Source organism: Mitsuokella apri (assembly GCF_047974105.1).
In the GTDB taxonomy this organism is placed as follows: Bacteria; Bacillota; Negativicutes; order Selenomonadales; family Selenomonadaceae; genus Mitsuokella.
Genome location: NZ_JBHYRS010000002.1, coordinates 1 through 17,593, shown reverse-complemented (window position 1 = coordinate 17,593; position 17,593 = coordinate 1). Strand labels below are relative to the sequence as shown.

Genomic DNA, 17,593 nt, shown 5'->3' with positions numbered 1-17,593 from the left:
GAAAAGCCTGGTGGCATTAGGGACATGCCATCAAGCTTTATTATATGTGCTATGTAAAAAAATGTAAAGAAATATTCCTCACATCGGTCTGCATAAGGTCAATTGTACAGCAAGAATACATTCCCGCTGTTACTCTGCCCCATTCCGCTGCGTGTTCTCGCGGCTGTGGCGCGCGCCGTAGAGGAAATAAATCAGGACGCCTACAGCACTCCATACCCAGAAACGCTCCCAGGTCATCGACGAGAGGTTGTACATGATGTACGCGCAGCTCAGGATGGCCAGCGTGCCGACGACGTAAATGGCCGGGCAGCGGAACGGACGCGCGAGGTCCGGATACTTCTTGCGCATGACCATGACGCCGACCGACGAAACGATGAAAGCAAACAGCGTGCCGACACTGCACATCTCGGCAATGACATTGATGGGCGTAAAGCCGCTGATGATGGCGACAGCGACACCGACGATAATCGTGATGCGGTGCGGCGTTGCGTAGCGCGAATGGACCTTGCAGATGGACTTTGGAATGAGTCCGTCGCGGCTCATCGCGTAAAAAGCACGCGTCTGCGCGTACATCATGACGAGCAGGACCGTCGTGAGGCCCGCGATGGCGCCCGTGCCGACGAGGGCCGAGCCGAAGCGGTAGCCAAGCTGACGCAGGACAAAGGCCACAGGCTCCGCGTTGTCGAGTTCCGTATACGGGACATTGCCCGTCATGACGGCCGTCACGGCGATGTAAAGCACTGTGCAGATGACAAGCGACGCGATAATGCCCGTCGGCATGTCGTGGGCCGGATTCTTCGTCTCCTCCGCTGCCGTCGCGATGGAGTCAACGCCGAGATAAGCAAAGACGATGACAGCAGCACCGGCCGAAACGCCTTGGAAGCCAAACGGCATGAACGGTTCCCAATTGGCCGGGTCGACAGACGGTGCCGCGAGGAACAGGAAGAGGAAAATGGCCGCGAGCTTGACGCCGACGAGGATCTTGTTGACGCGGACGCTTTCGCGCACGCCGCGCACGAGAAGGAACGTCAGGAAAAGCGTGATGAGCACGGCCGGCAGATTGACGATGCCGCCGTCGGCCGGCACCGAAGTCCAGGCCGCCGGCAGCTCGATGCCCGCAGTCTTTAAAAGGCCGACGACATAGGCCGACCAGCCGCCCGCGACGGCACTGGCACCGACGGAATACTCGAGCACGAGGTTCCAGCCGACGAGCCAGGCGAAAAATTCACCGACCGACGTGTAGGCGTAAGCATAGGCACTGCCGGCGACCGGCACCATCGAGGCGAGCTCCGAGTACGCCATGCTGACGAAGCCGCAGGCGATACTCGCGATGAGGAATGACAGCATGAGGGCCGGCCCCGCATATTTGGCCGCGGCCACGCCCGTCAGGACGAAAATACCCGTGCCGACGATGACGCCGATGCCCAAAAGCGTGACATCAAGAGAGCCCATCGCACGTTTCAAATGCGATTTCGAGGCATCTTCCTGATATTCCGCGATGCTTTTGGTACGAAAAATGTTCAAATGAATCCACTCCTTCTTTCCGAGGTTTACAAATATACATTTTAGCATTAAAAGGAGTTTACAGCAAGGTATATAAAGATACAAAAAAGACCCGTCACAGCGGACGGATCTTTTTACTTCCTATATAAATGGTCGGGATGACAGGATTCGAACCTGCGGCCTCTTCGTCCCGAACGAAGCGCGCTACCAAACTGTGCCACATCCCGACAACAGAAACTATTATACAGGAAGTACGCGGGGGATGCAAGCTTTTTTCGAAAAAAATTCTAGTTTACATCGATGAAGGGCCGGAGGGCCCTATTTCGGCTTCGTCGCTCCGTTAAATGCAGGCCATGATTGGCTAGCATATTTAGGTGTTTCGCCGCCTGCTGCGGCGTTCTTACATCGCAGTGTCTCGTCAGGCTCGGTCTGGCCCCCATCCCTACGGGCAATCACTGCGCTCCTGCAGGCGAAATAGGGCCCTCCGGCCTAGGTAGTACTCCCCTTCTCTTTTTCGCATGGTTTCTTCGCACAGAAGAGCGCGGAATCGCTTTGCTCTCCGCGTGGGTGACCTCTATCTTTCTTTTAAAGACGTTTAGACTTCGTGTGTCTTGCAAAGAAAAGAAAAATAATCGGGATAACGATAAGTGTGAATACCGTGGAGGTCAGGAGGCCGCCGATGATGACCCAGGCCATGGAGACGCGGGACTCGGAGCCCGGGGTCAGGGAGAGGGCCATTGGGGTCATGCCGACCATCATGGTAATCGTCGTCATGAAGATTGGCTTGAGTCGGACGCGGCCGGCTTCGATGACGGCTTCGAGGGCAGTCTTGCCCCTGTCCATGAGGGTCAGGGTGTAGTCAATCAGCAGGGTGCCGTTTTTGGCGACGATGCCGTCCATGACGAGGATACCGATCATCGAGAAGAGATTCAAGGTGTTGTGCGTGAGGAAGAGCAGGAGAATCGAGCCAATGAGGCCGAGGGGCAGCGAGAACATGCGGATGAACGGCGTGATGACGGATTCGTAGAGCACGGCGAGCAGCATGTAGATGAGGACGAGGGCTAAAAACAGCGCGGAAAGCAGCTCCGAGAAGGTGTCGTTCATCTTTGTGGCCTGTCCCTTGAACTGGTAGGTCACGTCGTCGCCGAGATTGGCCTTTTTGAGGGCCTTTTTGACATCCTTCGTAACGTCGCCGATTGGGCGGCCGCTGAGGTTTGCGCCGATGGCGACGGAGCGCTGTTTATCGACGCGGCGGATGCTCACGGGACCCCTGCCGTTCTTGATGTCGGCAACGTCGCCGAGGTAGATGAGTTTGCCCGAGGCCGAGAGCGGCACGCGCGCGACGTCGGATGCCTTGTAGCTTGCGGCGTCCTTGAAGCGGACTTTGATATTCGTGTCCTGACCGCCGTTTGTGGCATCATTTTTGAGTTCACCGGCCGAAAGGCCCGAGATGGCCGAGGAAAAGGCTGTATCGACGTCCTGCAAAGATGTACCGTAGGCCTTGAGTTTCTCACGGTTGACGGTCAGACGCAGCTCCGGCATGCCTTCGACATAAGACGAGTTGACATCTGTGATGCCCTTGACGTCGCTTTGCAAAACCTTGATGGCCTTTTCGGCCGCGGCATCTAGGTCGTCCGGATTACTGCTGCGCAGTTCAATCTGCAGGGCACCGCCGCCGTTTCTCGCACCGCCGCCGCCCGCGATACCGGCGACATTGGTCTGCGTCTCGGCGACGCGCACATCGGCGGTCTTGATATCGGCGGCGAATTCGCGCACGTCGTTGGCGACCTGCCAGACACTGCGGCTGCGGTCCTTGCGGTCGACGAGTTTGACCTTGATGCGGCCTTCGTAGGCCGTACTGCCGCCCGCCTGTGTCATGTAGTATTTGACTTCCGGCAGTTCGGCGAGTTTTCCTTCAATCTTTTTGGCCACGCGGTTCGTCTCTTCAGGCGACGCGCCGACCGGAGCCTGAATGTTCACGGTAAAGCTCGATTCATCGGTCTGGGGCATGTACTCCATGCCGACGGCGCCGAGCGGCACGAGGGAAATGACGGCCGCGAACACCGCGAGAATCGAGAGCAGCAGTTTTTTCTGATGATGCAGGCTCCAGCCGAGAACGGCGACATAAGCATCCTGTGCTTTTTTGTCGAGATTGTCCATAAACTGCCAGACACGGCTCGTGCCCGGATGCCAGCCTTTGCGGAAAAAGCGCGAAGCCAGCATCGGCGTCAGGGTGAACGAGACGAACAGCGAGAAGAGTCCCGCAAAGACAATGGTCAGGCCAAACTGCCGGAAATACTGTCCCGTCATGCCCTGCATGAACGCAATCGGCATGAAAACCGCGGCGTCGCAGAGCGTGATGGCAATCGCGGCCATGCCGATTTCCGTACGCCCCTTCTCCGCCGCCGCGTCGGGCTTTTCGCCCATTTTCAGATGGCGCACGATATTTTCGAGCACGACAATCGAGTCATCGACGAGGATGCCGACACAGAGCGTCATGCCCATCAGCGACATCATGTTGAAGGTGAAGCCGAAGAGGTACATGACGAAAAAGGTCGAAATCAAAGAAGTCGGGATGGCAATCATGACGGCCGCGGTCGAACGCCAGCCGCGCAGGAAGAAAAACAGCACAAGGCCCGTCGTAATCAGACCCTCAATCAGCGTATTCATCGTGCTGTGCAGGGAATTCTGCACGTAGTCGGCATCGTTCGAGACGACGACAAACTGATAGTCGGGGTACGTCTTGCGCAGTTTTTCCACGCTCTTCATGATATTGCCCGCGGTCTCGACGACGTTGGCATCGCTGTTCTTATAAATCAGGACATTGATGGCGTCTTCGCCGTTGAGGCGGCCGTAGCGCTCCGCGCGGGCATCGCCTTCTTTGACCGTCGCGACAGCAGTCAGCGGAATCATCTTGCCTTCCGTGTTCTGGACCTGGATTTTCTCGATATCCGAGGCCTTCTTGAACTGTGCGACAACGCGGACGTCGGACTTTGTCGTCTCCGTGAAGACGGAGCCCGACGGCACGAGCTGATTTTCGTTCTTGATGGCCGAGGAAATCTTCGCGAGGGTCAATTTATACGCGGCCATCTTGTCGCGGTCGACGTCGATGGCGACTTCCTTATCGCGGCCGCCGTGCAGCTCGACTTCAGAAACACCTTCAGCCTGCTGCAGAACTTCCGAAAAGACATTGTCGGTCTCAGCATACGTGTCGGCCAGACTGTGATTCGACAGCACTGCGAGCTCGACAATCGGCGTCGCGTTTAAATCGCGCTTGACGACGACGGGCGAGTCGGCCTCGTCCGGCAGTTTATTTTTGATGGCATCGACTTTTTTGCTCGCGTCGATGGCCGCCGTGTCGGCATTCGTGTCGAAATTGAGTTCCAGCGTCACACGCGCCCGTTCGTAGCTCGCGGTCGAGGTGATTTTCTTGACACCCGAAACAGACGCCAAAGCATCCTCGACGGGCTTGACGACTTCCTGCTCGACGGACTCCGCGCTGGCCCCCGGATATTTGACCGTGACCGTGACATACGGCGTATTGAGGGCCGGCAGCAGCTCCACGCCGATGCGGTAGTAGCTGTAAAGGCCGAGCACAACGAAAAAAGCCACGATCATCGAGATGCCGACGGGCCGTTTGATGGATAAACGCGTGATATTCATGATTCTTCTCCATCTGACTTATCCGACTTGTCCGCATCCTCATACGGCTCCGTCTCCACGGACTTGCCGTCCTGCAGCTTGTCCTGATTTGTCACGACGACCGTATCGCCGTCTTCAATGCCATCGAGAATCTCTTCCTCGGCATCGTTCATCAGGCCGATTTTGACTTCGCGCTCCTCGACCGTGCCGTCAGGGCGTACGACAAAGACAGTTTGTTTGCCATTGCGCGAGAGCACGGCTTCTTTTGGCACGCAGAGGGTCGCGCGGCGCTGCAGGATGTCGATGGCCGTATGGGCAAAGAGACCGGCCTTGATGTCGTCGGCAGAGTCCGCGAGCTCGATGCGCACCTGATACGTCTTGCTCGATTCGTCCATGGCCGGACTCACGTAGACGATTTCGCCGTCGTAGTCCGTGCCCATGGCGTCAATCGTGACTTTGACGGCCAGCCCCGTCTTCAGGATGGCCGCGTCGTTTTCCGAAAGCGTGCAGTCGACATTCATATGACTGTTGTCGACGAGCGACAGGACCTTCGTGCCGGCCGAGACAATCGCGCCGACTTCGACATTGCGGTAGCCGATGATGCCGTCGCGCGGGGCCCTTAAATACATATCCTCGCGCTGATGGCGCAAAGCGTCGGTCGCGCGCTCTGACTTTTCGGCCGTATACTGCTTCGACTCGACGCTCGCGGCACTGCCGCCCTGCACCTGGTCCGCGAGAATGTCAAATGCGGCCTTCGACGCGAGGTATTCCTGCTTGACCTTGTCGAGTGTATCCTGCGAAATCGCGCCAATCGAGAAAAGATACTGATTGCGCTCGTATTTGCTCTGCTCGAGCTCGAGGTCGTTGCGCGCCTTGAGGTAATTGGCATCATATGACGCCGTGGCCTCGCGCGCATCGGCCTGTGCCGCGCCCGCAGCCGCCGCATTCTGGGCAATCGAGATGTCAAGGTCGCCCGTGTCCTGCACCATGAGGACCTCACCCTTTTTGACCTCGTCGCCGAGCTTGACATTGACGGCCGTGACGCGGCCCGTGTACTTCGGCGCGAGCGGGATATTGGCATCGGCGACCGTCTGCCCCGAAAGGTCGATGTGGCGCATCATATCGGCCCGATTGACCGTGACGGCCTTCACGACCGGCTTGCCGTGCGAGACATTCTTTTTCTGCTGGCTGCCATTGCCAAAATACGTGTGCAGCGCGAGAGCGAGAAGCACGAGGCAGACGGCTCCTGCTACAACGGCCTGTCTTTTATCAAGCTGCGCAAAGCGATGACGCATATTCTTATTCCCTTCCTTTATGACACATTACAAATTATTACACATTACAGATGAAAATATAAAACGATTCGAATAAAGATGAATTTATTTTAGGATACATCATTTTCCGGATTGTGACAATCGATATTTACAAGAGCGCGAAGTCGATATAAAATAAAGGCATAATGTGAAAATTTATGCCAAACTTTTCGCCTGTCGCGAACTTGTCATAAACATAAGAAAGAGGTATCAACATGCAAGCAGTTAAAATCCGTGATGATATTTACTGGGTCGGCGCCATTGACTGGTCCATGCGCAGCTTCCACGGCTACGAGACGAGCCGCGGCTCAAGCTACAATGCCTATCTGATTCTCGATGAAAAAGTCACTTTAATTGATACGGTCAAGGAACCGTTTAAAGAAGAACTCCTTGAGCGCGTTTCGTCCGTCATCGACCCGGCGAAAATCGACTACATCATCTCGAACCACGTCGAGCCGGATCATTCGGGTTCGCTGCCCTTCATGATGGCCCACTGCCCGAATGCCAAAGTCATCACGAGCATCCCGAACGGCCTCAAAGGCCTCAAGTCGCGCTACGGCGAGCTGCCGTACGAAGGCGTCAAGGCCGGCGACACGCTGACGATTGGCAAACGCACGCTGCAGTTCGTGCCGACGCCGATGCTCCACTGGCCGGACAGCATGGTCACGTACTGCCCTGAGGAAAAAATCCTGTTCTCGAACGACGCCTTTGGCCAGCACCTCGCTTCGAGCAACCGCTTCGACGACCAGAACGACCTCGGCGTGCTCTACTACGAAGCCAAGAAATACTATGCCAACATCCTCATGCTCTACGGCCGTCAGGCCCAAAAAGCCCTCAAGGACCTCAAGAACCTCGACATCGAGATGATTGCGACGGGCCACGGCATCATCTGGCGTTCCCACATCAAGGAAATCCACGACCTCTACGAGAAATGGTCGACGGGCGTCCTCGAAAAGCGCGCCGTCGTCGTCTTTGACACGATGTGGCATTCGACGGAAAAGATGGCCCGCACGATTACCGAAGCTTTTGAAGAAAAAGGCGTGCCCGCGACATTCTACGACATCAAGAAAAACGCCCTGTCCGACATCATGACCGACATCCTCACGAGCGAATACCTCGCCGTCGGCTCGCCGACCATCAACAACCAGATGCTGCCGACGATTGCCTCCTTCCTCTGCTATCTCAAGGGCCTCACGGCCAAAGGCCATAAAGCCTTCGCCTTCGGCTCCTACGGCTGGGGCGGCCAGAGCATCGGCCTCGTCGAAGACGAACTCAAGGCCGCCGGCTGCAAAATCGTCCTCGACAAACAGCGCCTTCTGAACACGCCGGACAAAGAATCCGCAGAGAAACTTCGCGAAGCCGTCCACTCCATCTGCTGATTTCCTTCCTTAATATATAGGAAGCAGTTAAACAGCACATAAACAAATAAAGAAAAAGCCAGCCGCGCCGCTGTCCAAAAAGGGAAACAGCAGCGCGGCTGGCTTTTTTATGTTCTTGCGAGATTAAACGAAACGGCAGACATGGTCGACGGCAATATCCGAGAAGCCGTAGGCCTCGGCCTTCGTCAGGCGGCCATTGGCCACGTCGTGGATGTTCTCGAGCAACATCGCGCCGGACTCGGCAATCGTCTTTTCGCCGCTGAGGATTGGCGAAAGGTCCGCGTCCATATTGTCTTCCATCCAGCTGTACGTATGGGCATTGGCCGTGACCTTGAAAACCGGCACAATGGCATTGCCCGTCGGCGTGCCGCGTCCCGTCGTGAAAATGACAACCTGACAGCCCGCTGCAACCATCGACGTCACGGACGAAATATCGTAGCCGGCCGTATCCATGACGATGGCGCCCTTCTTTGTCGGACGCTCCGCCTGCTCCAGCACCTCGACAATCGGCCGCGTGCCGCCCTTGCGGATGCAGCCAAGACTTTTTTCGTCAATTGTCGACAGTCCGCCTGCTTTATTGCCCGGCGTCGGCTGGCCCGCACGGCAGTCCTGACCGGCCGCGAGCAGGTGCTTTTCGTAAGCCTCGCAGACGCGGATAATCTGGTCGTGAATCTCCGGCGTGGCCGCGCGGCGCGCGAGCACGTGCTCCCCGCCAATCCATTCAATCGATTCGCTCATGATGGTCGAAGCCCCAAGGTCGACGAGTCGGTCGCTGAGATTGCCCACGGCCGGATTCGAGGCAATGCCCGAAGTCGCGTCGCTGCCGCCGCACTCGATGCCCATCAGGAGCTCCGATATGTCAAAGCGTTCCTTCTGCTGCATGCCGGCTTCCGCGGCCATCTCCCTTGCCGCCCGCACGGCCTTTTCAATCGTCTTGAGCGTGCCGCCCTCTTCCTGAATGCCGAAAGATACGACTGGCTTAGAAGTCAACGCCTGGATTTTCTCGCGCAGCTTTGCATGCGGCACTGTCTCACAGCCGAGACCGATGATGACCACGCCGTAGACATTCGGATTCAGCGCAAAGCCCGTCAGGACCTTCTGGCTCATGGCCGTATTCGCCGCGACATCGCTACAGCCCGTGTTAAAGACAATGTTGACAGCCCCGCGCACCTGCGAAGCGACAATACGGCAGCTCTCACTGCCGCAGGCACAGGTCGGCAGGATCAAGACATGATTGCGGATGCCCGGACGGCCTTCTTTTCTGCGATAACCATAAAATTCCATCTCACGCATCCCCCTTAATCCTTCAAAATATATTCACTCTCATAATCGCGCGGCACACTGTGAATATTTTCATGTGACACCCAGCCGCCCTTTTTGATATCCTTATCGGCCTCGCCAATCATCTCGCCGTATTTGATAACGGCCTCGCCTTTCGCAATCGGCCGCAGCGCAATCTTATGCCAAATCGGAATATCCTCGGCCGCCACAACCTCGACCTTCTCATCGCCCACGGCCAAAACCGTGTCCCCCGTCCGGACCTCGCCCGTACAGGTCGCGACATTATCCTTCAAATCCAAAAGAACCGCTTTTCTCTCCATTTCTTTCACTCTCCTGATGACTCATGATAATTCCATCATAAACGATTCTGGCTTAAAGAAAAGCCGTCTAATCCGATAGACCAATCGGTTTTTCCCATACTCAACATACTTCGCCTCATCCCTATCCATTTCCTTCATGACAGTCAAAAATGACAAAAAAGGCCACACGGGATTCCCATGTGACCTTTGCGCGTCTTTGCTTTACGCAAAAATATTTTATTTAGCAGCTTCCGCCTTATTGTTCTGGGCTGCGAGAAGCTTGCTGACCATGGCCTTGAGCTCTTTGATCTCGCTGTCCTGCTTCTTGAGCTGTTCGTCCTGACGGGAAACCGTCGCGCGCAGCTCCGTGACTTCTTTATTAATCACGAGACGATCGTTCGAGGTCTTGCCCTTCTGGCCGAACTTGAAGCTAACGCCGGCGTTGATCATATTCTCACCGTTGCCAAAGTTCGTGCCGAGGCTGAACATCGTATCCTCATCCGGACGGTAGAACGCGCCGACCGCCACGCTGTTCGCATCGCGGTAATTACCGTAGCCGACCGCAAAATCCCACTTGTCATCCGGGTCAAAGTCAAGAGGATGCAGGGCCGCAAGAGCTGCCGCACCAGCACCGACCTTGTTGACTTTGCTGTCGAGGTCATTGACGCGGCCATTGACATTCGTGATGTTCTGCGTGTTGTTTGCGACCTGATTATCGAGAGCCGTCAGGTTCTCGCCTGCGGTCTTATCCTTCTTCACATACGTGCCATCCTGCTGAACGCGAGTCTCATTGTACACCGTATCACCGCTGATTAGCTTCGTATCGCCAGATGCCACCTTGCCGTCTGCTTTGACATTGACCGTGTATTCATAACCGCTATCATCATTTCCTTTGGTATCTAAGGTGACATTTTCGCCAGCTTTTACCGTATTGCGGGTATCCTTTACCGTTCCAGCAGCACTTGAAATAGCTTTTTTCAACTGAGCAACATTGACCGCATCGGTATCACTCGAGCCCGCCGCTACGCCTGTAATCTGGCGAGTTAGATTTTTGGTCGTATCACCTACGGAAACAGCGGCAGCCGTGGATTTCCAGGTACCGGTGGTATCAATGCTGTGGTCTTCGCCCTTCAAGTCGTAGCCCACGGCACCCTTGTCAGTAGAGGCAACAGAACTGTCACCCACAGCCACGCCACCATCGTTCTGGACATCGGCATTGTGCCCCAACAGGACAGCGTTGGAAACACTAGTGGTGAGGGCTTTATCAGAAGTACCGATGACAATGTTGTTCTTCACATCCTTACCCATGGTGTGATTGTCACCGATGATGACCAGGTTGTCACTTTCCTTGGCTTTGGTGCGGTCAGCTTTGCTCAAAGTACCATCTTTCGTATCTGCCGAGAAAGTCTTGCCTAAAATTGTATTGTTCGTACCAATAACATAAGCATTGTTGGTATTGGAAACTTTGTTATTGTAGCCATCTACCATGTTGTACTGGCTGCTATATTCATTGACTTCGGGGCTGGTTTCAAATTTATGCCCAAAAATATCGATGTATTGCGCATCTTCGTGATACAAGCTGCCGGTCACTTCATTGTTGACGCCCATGACCTGTGTCCGGATGGACCTGTCGATTTTATTGCCGCCGCCAATGGCCAGCGCAGCCCCGCCAGGATTGTTTTTGACAGATTCTCTTAAATCGTTTGCGGCTTTTTTAGCAGAAGAAGCAAAGCTAGGTGCAGCAGCCGTTGCAATAGAATTGGTAATTTCGTTGCCGGCACCATAAACCAACGCCCCATTGGCGTTCTGGGTCCGGTTGGCCAGACCGACGATGCTGTCAGCAATACCGGAAGTGGGATTTGTAGAGGTAGCGGATTCGATGCTGTTCAGCGCGCCGATAGATACAGCGCCTGCATTTTGCGTATAAGCAGCGCTGTTGCCGTTGGGATAAGACGTCGACATAATGGAATAGTCACCCATGAGGGTACTCAGGGTACCACCGGTATAGCTGTTGCTGCCCAAAAGGACAGACCCAACACCGGCGCCACTCAGAGCATTGTTATACTTTGAAAGGGTTACATCTCCCAAGTCTCCTGTATAAACTCTGTTGCCAATAGCAATGGCCTGAGACAAGGCCTGGGCGCCTTCACCAATGGCAATGGAGCCGGTCGCTTTCTTTTCCCCGAAGAGCATCATTTGTGCTTTACTACCACCCTGCATGAAAGCATAGGCATCCTTGCCAATGGCAATGCTCTGTCCACTCCCTTGTGGGAAACTATCAGAATCTTCGGCAATTTCATCTTTTGTTTTAGCATCCGTACTCAGGATATTCCCTTTTGCATCCGTCACGATGGCCGGATCTGCAGCAAATGTGTCACTTGGCAAAATTCCCCACGTCAATGTTCCAGCTGCAAGAGCAGCAACGAGAAGTCGACTAAGTTTGTTGCTACCGACAACAGCTCCGTTGCTCGAGACGGATTTATGATGATTTCTTGCCAGTTCGGACACGACGATATAGCATTGGCGTGCCTTGCTGTAGATGACTTTATAAACTTTGTTCATCTGGCATCCCCCTTAAAAAACGACTTGTAGACAAATCAAGCATATGGCATGCCGTTGGATGAGAGTCAAATTACAACAATGACGATGGCTTAATGTATTGCCAATTAATATATCATTTTATTTTTACTATTTTATCCATAATATGTGCACATGTGTACTCGTACAAAACATTATTAAAATATTTATAATACATAAAGTCAATCAATCTCTTTATTCTATCGGTATCATGAGATAAGGTTATCGCAAATATAAAACGTTTCATTTTTAGTTCATGTCTTTAGATGACATATAAACAAAGCAGCCGTTTTACAAAGTATGGTCTGTAAAGCGGCTGCTTGTTCATAATCTATACAATTTTTTATAAGATATTGCCTGGCTCGAGCAAATATGTTCAAACCTTATTAAAACCCAAAGCGAAGACCGGCGTTAAAGCGGTATTTCATGTTGACATCAGCGTTAAAGTTTCGTTCGGCGTCGAAGTAGAATTCGTTATCTTTGCCGAAGTGGATATTCGTGCCGATGCCGGCGATGTACCAGGTGTCGCCGAGGTCGTCGTCATCGCGGTAGGTGAGGTCGTCGGTTATGCTGCTGCCTGTGCTGCCGAGGAAGTCGTGCAGGACGGAAGCTTTGAGGTAAACGCGGCCGACATTTGGCGTGCCGACGTTGAAGTCCTTGCCGAGGACGAAGCCGAGACGTCCGACGAGGCTGTCGGCGTTGTCCTGACTGACTTTCGCGCCGTTGCCTGTCGTGTAGTCGTCACCCCAGAGGTAATGATATGTGAGCTGGGCCTGCGGTTCAATGCTCCAGCCGCCGTCAAGCATTTTTTTGCGGCCGTATTCCGCGCCAATGCTTGTGCCCCAGTTCTCGAATTTGCCGTGGTCGCGGTAACTCGTGTTGTAGTCGGAGTCGATGCGGCCGACTCTGCCGATGAGGTCAAGGTAATGGCCGTGCGGGCGGATGTTCGTGGCGTAAAGCGAAAGGTCCGTGGATTTTTCGGAGCCATAGCCATCCGTGTAGCCCGTATTGCCCCAGAGGTGCGAGATGGCACCGCCGTAGTACCAATTGCCGTCGCTCTCCGTAGTCTTTTTCTTGTCGTAGCCGACCTGCAGGGTCTTATAGTTGCCGTGGAACGCATGATGGCCGTCGCGTTCGAGGTGTTTGTTGACCATGCGCGCCCAGACGCCTTCGTCCTGCTGCTGATAACGGAGTTCGCCGAGGCGTTTGAGCAGCGTGTCGTCATCGCGCCAGAGCGCAAACGCCTCATTCGCAGCCGAGCCCGGCACGATGCCATTGGGGTTAATCGTATTGCCGCCATTCCCCTTCGAACTGTCCGGCGTCAGAAACCAGTCGTCATAGCCCTTAAAGTCAGAATCGCTGTTTTCCGTTTCTTTCTTGACAATGAGGTTCTTATTGTAAATCTTGTTGTAGTTTGCCACCTGAACGGACTGATTCATGCGGAACGTCGAGGAATCCGCGGCAGTCGAAGCAAAATAAAGCTTGCTGCCGTCGGTCATGCCATTGACGCTGCTGTTATTTGTCAGGGAAACGTTGTAGGCACTGCCCGTGCCGCCATGTGCCACGACAAAGTCACCGCCGCCATTGCGGTAGGTGTTGACATCATTATTCTTATAGGAAAGGTCCATCAGGAATGTGCCGCCCGTGCCCCCGAGCTTTTGCGTTTCGAGCTTCTTCGCCGCACCGGCAAGAGAAATCACGCTGCTGCCATCAGGATTGACACTGTTTGCCGTGCTGTCCTTCGTCACGTTCCAAAGGGAAGCATTCGTAAGATTAATATCGCCATTGCCAGACGAAGCGCCGTTCCAGACACTGCCATTGTTCAGATTGATGGCAGCCGTGCCAGACGTGCTGGAAAGATTGCCGGTCCATAGTGAATCATTATTAAAGCCGACATTCGTCGTACCAGAATTATTCGTCAAATTACCGGTCCAATGAGAGCCGTTGTTGAAGTCAGCTTTGAGCTGGCCAGCAAAGGAGGTTCCTTTGTCATCATCATATTTCATCGTGTCGTTGGCCATATTGCCAGTCATCGAGGACTGATTATCGAAAGTCAGGTTCATGATGCCTTTGTTATCAGCATTACCCGTAAGGCTGGAACCCAGTCCCGTATAATTGGCATTCAATGTGTTGTTTCCCTCTGCAACCAGATTACCAATCTGAGAAGTATGCACACCAGTCATGTTGAGGTTAGTTACGGTATCGTCAGTGAGCGTATAAAAACGTTTGTTAGGATAACGGCTGTCGTAACTCATCGTAAAAGTACCGATTGCCTTTGCATCCCCTGTCAATCTCCCATTTTCTCCTGAAAAACCGGCTGTAATTTGGCTATGGCCTTCTCTCGATACAATATCACCTTTTATCTGGGCATTTTTACCGGAAAATTCGGCATGAATAGCTGCATTGTCATCACGTGAATGTTGCGGCGATTCCTTAGGAGTATCAATTTCTGTCCACATATTCCCATTGAAGACGGCATCATCTCCTGACATCTTCAGATTGATCTGGCCATTATAATATGCCTTTAAGCTGCCATCGATTCGATTATGATTGCCGGTGAGTACGAGATTTGCTGTTCCCTTTCTGTCCGCCTGTATGACACCGTGGCGGAAAGGCTCATCCCAAGTATAAGTGCGAGCTATAGAGAAATTATTACCCGATGCCTTGATATCCAAGTCTCCACCCGTAGATGCAGTCATATCTCCGCGAATCAGCGAATTGTTACCGCTAAAATCCAATTTAATCTTGGCGTTGTCTCCATTGGCAAGGAGCACATCTTTCGCCAGACTATCTTCACTGGTATTCCCGGTTGCTGTAGATTTGATATAAGAACCCGCACCGGTCATATTGATAGTAACGCATGCATCATCTGCTTCGATTTCACCTAAAACCTGGGCTGTGCCGCCTTTATTCCCATTGATGATGACATTCGTAACTTTCCCTGTAGTATAATCACTGGAGGCTGAAATGCTGCTATTGTTCTCTTTCGTAGAAGTGATTTTGACCACTCCATCAATATCCGGGTTGATGGATACCGTACTTCCTCCCTCTGCAAAAATTCCACCTGTCAAATCCACTGTCTTCGCATTCAGATTGACTTTAAAATCATGATTCTCGCCGATTCCGGCAAAAACAGAGGCATTGGGGGAAGAAAGGATAATTTTATCTGCATTGATGGTGATACCTGTGCCCATGGCGTATTGAGGATCCCAATAAGCTAATTCGGTATTTAAAGAAGCGCCAATGGCAGGACGATCCCCTGTCAGAGCGGAAATATTTACCGTACTTCCCGCTCCGCCATTGATGAAAACGCCGTTGCCGGCATCCATGACACCAAAGCCGACACCCGTAGTGGTGATATTCAGGTTTTTGAACCCATCGATCGTCATCTTACCATTGTAATTTTCAGTATGTACGGCATCATTATGAGTCCTGATGGTGATATCGCCACTGGCCGTAACGTGGGTTTCAAAATTACCATCGCTGATGATGCCCTTATCGGTCCATTCATTCCCTTCAAAATCGGCATTGATGGCAATGTTTTTTGCGTTGACATTGGCATTCCGGATGGCGGAACCGTCAGCACGGGAATTGTCGATCCAGTTGATGACCAGGTTCCGGTCAGGATGGTCATAAGAAGAAAGATCGCCCTCTTTAAAAGGGACCGCCGGATGGGCGCTGATAGTACTGTTCGTCAGCGTATCCGTATTCGTGGCCGAGTCATACGCCGCATAGACCTCCGTCCCGCTCCAGCACGCTGTGACGGCCATCAAACCGATGCCCGCTAAAATCCTCATTTTCACGCTGCGTTTCATGCGCAAACGCCCCCTCATTTATGTTAAAGTCGCCTTAAAGCTAATTTAAGCGTACGACCTGTTGCCGCATGAGGGTCAAACAACGCGGCGTCTTTCATTTTGCAATTGCGAATCGACCGCAAACAAACAAAAAAGGGCAGCATCCCGCAAAAGGGAAACTGCTCTTTTGTTATTTTTCTTATTTATGCTTTGAATCAGGCCAGTTTTTCTGCCGTGAGGATGGACGGATTCAGTTCTTCGCTTTTACGTCAAGATCACTCTGTGTTTCGACCGGGACCTGAAGGCACAGGTACTCGGACGGATGGCGGAAGTCGTGGACGTCGAGGGTGCCGACGATGCGGCAGCTGGCGTCACCGATGATTTTATAGTGCTGCTGCTCGCAGTATTTGTTCAGTTTGGCGAGGTATTCGTGCACTTTGGTGAAGTCGTCGAAGTAGACGCAGGCATTCATGCGGCTCTCTTTGACTTCCACGTTCGGACACGTCCGGTATTCCTCGCCGAGCAGGATGCCGATCGCCTCCGCGCGATAAGTGCCCTGCTGGAATTCGTCCTGCTTCATCGAGATAAAGGCCGTGTAGAGATACACGAGCGGGAAATTATTTTTCTGCATGAGCGACTCCAGCTGCGACAAGCCGTAGATGAAGCTGCCAAAATCCTCCTGAAAATAATTGCGGTCGGCCGGCATCTTGTAGAGGCAGTGTTCTGGCATATAAAGCAGGGAAAAGGTGCCGACAGGCGGACGGTGCTGATAAAAGTCCGCCCAGTCCGCGATTTTCTTCAGCGTGCGGCGTTTGCGTTCGAGTTCCTCGAACTCCTTGTCGAGTGCTGCCATCTTTTCGTGGTAGAGTTTCAGCAGAAAATGAAAGTCACTCTTGTCGAGAATGGCCTTGATTTCCTTCAGGCTCATGTTGAGGTTCTTGTTGTTCTGAATCATATGGAACGTCGCGCACTGCGTGACATCGTAGTAGCGGTAGCCCGTCTCCGGATTGGTGTAAGCCGGTGACAGCAGCCCCATTTTATCGTAAAGACGAAGCGTAGCCAGCGTCGTGTGGTTCAGTTTGGCCATCTGGCCGATGGATAAGCGATTATTTTTCATGGTAATTCCTCCCCAATCAAATGACAAAAGTTCCAGTCTCAGCATTCTTCGAATGCAAATGTTGCAAGCGCTGCGACCATGTGCTGAGGCGGGGGCGGCGCATCCTGACAGCACATTTCATGAAGTCAGTACCCCCCCCCCCCGCACACATTTGTTCTTTTTGTGTTTCCACGGTATACATAATCTAAGTTCCTTTCTTTCTTCCATTTTGATGCCTTCTGTTATGTTCATGACAGCCTGCTCCTGCAGCAGCTGCAGAGTTGTTGTTTAAAAACTATTTATTTTTAAAAATGAACCCTTAGTTTAACTTCTCTTTCAGAATAAACCCTGTCCTAAGGTTAGAGTCAATCTGCTGCCGCCGATTCCTCAGAATCAGACAAATACATGACTTTAACAGCTTTTTATCTGGAAGATGATTTATTTTTTATTATCTTTTATGCTATAGCGTAAGCGCTTAACCATCAGGTGTATAACATAAAATGATCCCGGCTGCGTCAGCAGTCGGGATCATTCATTATTTGCAGTTTTGTTGGATATTGTCGCTCCATGGCAGAAAGTCGTCGAGCTTTTCGGGATGACGCAAAAAGTCGATGTTCGGCAGTTGCTCAAAGAGATATTTAAAGTATTTGTATGGATTTATCTCGTTGACTTTAGCGGTCTCGAGAATGCTGTAAGCAGCGGCACTGGC

General features: G+C 52.9%; 10 protein-coding genes, 1 tRNA gene and 1 pseudogene. 1 reads left to right on the top strand and 11 read right to left on the bottom strand.

Annotated elements, in window-relative coordinates; translation table 11 throughout:
• Nucleotides 1-129 precede the first annotated feature (129 nt).
• From ACE419_RS03290 to ACE419_RS03275, 4 genes are all read right to left on the bottom strand, one after another.
• Complete coding sequence (locus ACE419_RS03290) at nt 130-1,524, bottom strand: amino acid permease (RefSeq protein WP_435720986.1); 1,395 nt, start codon at nt 1,522-1,524, stop codon at nt 130-132.
• A 129-nt stretch (nt 1,525-1,653) separates the two neighbouring features.
• Nucleotides 1,654-1,730, bottom strand: a tRNA-Pro gene (locus ACE419_RS03285).
• Between the two features lie 358 nt (nt 1,731-2,088).
• Nucleotides 2,089-5,166, bottom strand: coding sequence for an efflux RND transporter permease subunit (locus tag ACE419_RS03280; RefSeq protein WP_435720985.1), 3,078 nt, complete (start codon nt 5,164-5,166; stop codon nt 2,089-2,091).
• On the bottom strand, nt 5,163-6,440 hold the full coding sequence (locus ACE419_RS03275; RefSeq protein WP_435720984.1) for an efflux RND transporter periplasmic adaptor subunit: 1,278 nt from the start codon (nt 6,438-6,440) through the stop codon (nt 5,163-5,165). Before ACE419_RS03275 ends, ACE419_RS03280 begins: the two co-directional genes overlap by 4 nt.
• 233 nt (nt 6,441-6,673) lie before the next feature.
• On the opposite strand from ACE419_RS03275, the gene ACE419_RS03270 reads away from it, so the two are divergent.
• The gene (locus ACE419_RS03270) at nt 6,674-7,837 is read left to right on the top strand and encodes an FprA family A-type flavoprotein (protein WP_435720983.1); all 1,164 of its coding nucleotides are present in this window, start codon (nt 6,674-6,676) and stop codon (nt 7,835-7,837) included.
• Nucleotides 7,838-7,960: 123 nt separating this feature from the next.
• Here ACE419_RS03270 and ACE419_RS03265 read toward each other — a convergent pair whose 3' ends face one another.
• The 7 genes and pseudogenes from ACE419_RS03265 to ACE419_RS03235 all read right to left on the bottom strand — a co-directional run bounded on the left by ACE419_RS03265 (nt 7,961) and on the right by ACE419_RS03235 (nt 17,572).
• Nucleotides 7,961-9,121, bottom strand: coding sequence for a UxaA family hydrolase (locus tag ACE419_RS03265; protein WP_435720982.1), 1,161 nt, complete (start codon nt 9,119-9,121; stop codon nt 7,961-7,963).
• 14 nt (nt 9,122-9,135) lie between these two features.
• Nucleotides 9,136-9,438, bottom strand: a complete 303-nt coding sequence (locus ACE419_RS03260) for a UxaA family hydrolase (protein ID WP_432648481.1) — start codon at nt 9,436-9,438, stop codon at nt 9,136-9,138.
• Nucleotides 9,439-9,654: 216 nt separating this feature from the next.
• Nucleotides 9,655-11,802: a YadA-like family protein gene (locus tag ACE419_RS03255; protein ID WP_435721243.1), complete on the bottom strand. Its 2,148-nt coding sequence runs from the start codon at nt 11,800-11,802 to the stop codon at nt 9,655-9,657.
• A gap of 45 nt (nt 11,803-11,847) precedes the next feature.
• A pseudogene (locus ACE419_RS03250) lies at nt 11,848-11,979 on the bottom strand (ESPR domain-containing protein); the annotation flags it as partial.
• A gap of 401 nt (nt 11,980-12,380) precedes the next feature.
• A complete protein-coding gene (locus tag ACE419_RS03245) occupies nt 12,381-15,809 on the bottom strand; it encodes an autotransporter outer membrane beta-barrel domain-containing protein (protein ID WP_435720981.1) in 3,429 nt (1,142 codons plus the stop codon).
• Between the two features lie 229 nt (nt 15,810-16,038).
• Nucleotides 16,039-16,905 (bottom strand): MerR family transcriptional regulator, encoded by an 867-nt coding sequence (locus ACE419_RS03240; RefSeq protein WP_435720980.1) that lies wholly within the window; start codon nt 16,903-16,905, stop codon nt 16,039-16,041.
• A gap of 514 nt (nt 16,906-17,419) precedes the next feature.
• Nucleotides 17,420-17,572 carry a transposase domain-containing protein gene (locus tag ACE419_RS03235; RefSeq protein WP_435720958.1) on the bottom strand — a complete coding sequence of 51 codons (153 nt, stop codon included), beginning with the start codon at nt 17,570-17,572 and terminating at the stop codon, nt 17,420-17,422.
• Nucleotides 17,573-17,593 lie beyond the last annotated feature (21 nt).